3 protein-coding genes are annotated in these 2,893 nt (G+C 45.7%); all 3 read right to left on the minus strand.

Annotated elements, in window-relative coordinates; genetic code table 11:
* Window positions 1-479: prepilin-type N-terminal cleavage/methylation domain-containing protein (locus tag Q0256_RS02905; protein WP_297959889.1), on the minus strand; the 479-nt coding region annotated here is incomplete at its 3' end.
* A gap of 157 nt (window positions 480-636) precedes the next feature.
* Window positions 637-1,692, minus strand: a complete 1,056-nt coding sequence (gene asd, locus Q0256_RS02910; RefSeq protein WP_297959891.1) for an archaetidylserine decarboxylase — start codon at window positions 1,690-1,692, stop codon at window positions 637-639.
* Window positions 1,693-2,820 (minus strand): metallophosphoesterase, encoded by a 1,128-nt coding sequence (locus tag Q0256_RS02915; protein ID WP_297959893.1) that lies wholly within the window; start codon window positions 2,818-2,820, stop codon window positions 1,693-1,695.
* Window positions 2,821-2,893 lie beyond the last annotated feature (73 nt).

The raw sequence follows: 2,893 nt of genomic DNA on the forward strand, positions 1-2,893 counted from the left end.
GATTGACAAAGATCATCAGCGTGATTGCAGTCGAATGAGCCTACATTTCTATCTTTATTTGCACCGGAAGTAGGTATACTATCTCTTGTCGGATAGTAATCAAAAGTAGTACTCTTACCTGCTACGCTAGCCCTATATGTAGACGTTGCATTGGCATTGCCGTTCGTAACCAAAGTCCAGCCGTTTCTGCCACCAGCTTTCATTGGATAGATGGGCTGCTGCAAAACACCTTCAAAAAGCGTACCGGCTACATCCGGATTAGCTTCTAGACCAGGCCACTTAGTCTCACCTCTCATCATGTTCTCGCTTCTAACTAGCGAAAGTCCGCTTCTAATAGCAGCGATATCCCCACGCATCTTAGCGATCGTGGCATCATCGCGCGTAGCGGCTAATCTAGGCACCGCGATGCCCGCCAAAATACCTAAAACGACGATGACGAAAACAAGCTCTATCATCGTAAAAGCTTTTAAATTTTTCATGTTAAATCCTTTGATTTAAAGTGAGATGATTATAGCCAAATTTAAATAAAATTAATTTTAGTTAAAGAAAAAATCCTGCATTTTAAATGGAATTTTATGAAATTTCATTAAATTCTGCGATTTTTTGCCCGAATTTTACGGACGTATCAGCCGGGATTTAAAATTTGCCTAGTTCGCCGATTTTTTGTGAAAATTTGACGGCAGTTTCAGACGAAACGCTAAATTTTAAAAACTCGCTTTGCGCTACGAGCACGATCGTTGAGCCAAGCTCGAAATTTCCCAAATGATCGCCCTTTTTAAAGTTTAAATTTTCATATTCGTAAAGCGCCTCAGATCTACTTGCGCATGCATTCGTCTGTATTCGCGCATCGAAATCAAATCTCATCTTACCAACGTTTAAGGCGCCCACGAAAACCATCCACAAAATCCCGTCGCTAGGCATTTTGCACTTTAAAATCACGCGCTCGTTTTTAGCGTAGAGGTTTGGAATTTTAAGTAAAAATTTCTTCGCCACGCTGTAAAGATCAGCGGGTATGTAAAGCGCCTGCAGCACACTTAGATCGCACGGCGCATGATAATGATGATAATCGCGCGGGCTTAGATAGATGTTTGCGTAGCTTAAATTTACGCCGCTTGTATTTTTGCGGCATTGGGCGTCCTCTGCGCTCGTTTCGCGGCTCGCACCGCTTTTATCGCTACAAATTTCAGCTCGCACGTCGCTCGCGGCATAAGTTGCGCTGCTTTCGCCGCTTATGATTTTTGCTTGCGCGGCGCGAAATTTCATCCCTGCGCCGGCATCTTTTGCGCATCCGGTTCCAACCTCGCCGCTCCCGTTCGTAGCAACCGCCCCGTCATCTAAATTTTTAACCGCTCCGCCGCTTTCGCTTGCCGCAAACGTGCGCCCCAGCAGCTCGCTAAGGCTATATTCGCAGCCCTTCACGCTAAAAGCCCGCAGATCGGTGCAGCATCCGCTCTCAAAGATAACGCCGTCGCTAGGGCTTATAAAAGCCAGCTCATCTGCTGCTATCTCGCGCGGACGCAGCAAGCGGCGGGTAAAAAGCGCGTTTAGGCTCGCGTAGCTCTGCGGCGGATCAAATTCGCTCATATCGATTTTGAAAAATTCCACATATTTACGGTTGATAAAATTTTGTATAAATTTAGGGAATTTCACCGCGGCGATAACCCCAAAAATCCTCGAAATAAAACTTCTCATCTATGCCTTTCTAAGCTTAAGCAGCGCGATCTCGGCATCCGCAAAGACCCTTATCGGCGGGCCCCAAAACCCTACGCCGCTGCTTACGTAAATTTGCTTCAGCCCGTCGTTATACAGCCCGTAAAGATACTTCTGGCTAAGCAGTACCAAAAGCGTCCACGGAAAAATTTGCCCCGCGTGCGTGTGTCCGCAGATACACAGATCGACCTCGTAGCGCACGAAATCCACGACGTATTTGGGCTGATGCGCGAGTAAAATTTTAGGCTTATCGGGGTCTGCTTGCGCTAGCGCAGCGCCGAGATCGGGCTGCATATATCCGAAGCGAAAGCCGCTAAGATCGTGCACGCCCATTAAATTTAGCCCTTCAAATTCCACGCTTTCGTTTTGCAGCACGCGCACGCCCGCTTTTTGCATCGCCGCGATAAGCCCGCTTGCGTCGCCGCGGTAATACTCGTGGTTGCCCGTGACGAAAAATATAGGTTTTTTTATCGCCTCAAGAGGCTGCAAAATATCCCCGAGCTCATCCGAGCGCAGATCAAACATATCGCCCACGATCAGCAGCGCATCGTAATTTAGCGAGTTTATCTGCGCTACGACGCCTTGCAAAAATTCCTTTTTCAAAAACTCGCCCAGATGCACGTCTGAGATGACGGCAAAGTTTAGCTCGCGAGCTAAGTTTTTGATTTTTATTTCGCGCTCGGTGATTTTTGGAATTTTTAGTGCATTATAAAGCCCTTTAAAAATATAGCTAAACGCCATTATTACGAATGTTACGTCTATAAAGGTTTTTAAAAATTTTCGCCTGTTTTGGCTAAATTTAACTAAATGCGCAGCGGCGCTTAGCACGTCGTAAGCAAGGCAGATAAAAAAGAGCGAAAAAGACGCCGCCATGCAAAATACGCATAGCTTATAGAGTAGCTCGTTTTTAAAGCTTCCATTAAGCCCAAAACCCACAAAAAATATCGCATCTAAAATTGCTAAAGCTACGCAAAGCAAGCTCAAGGCAGGGCGGAAGATCACGAAATTTTTATATGGCGTAAAGCGCGCGCTGATCGATCTGTAGACGTAAAGATTAAAAAACAGAAATAAAACCGTGCCGACGATCGGGAAAATATAGGCGCTTTTCAAACTCTAGCCTTGGATATACTCGTCCAGCTTATCTTTATCAAAGCCCGTGATTTCTTGCTTATCGTCTAAAATT

Origin of the sequence: uncultured Campylobacter sp. (assembly GCF_937949835.1) — a bacterium.
Taxonomy (GTDB): domain Bacteria; phylum Campylobacterota; class Campylobacteria; order Campylobacterales; family Campylobacteraceae; genus Campylobacter_B.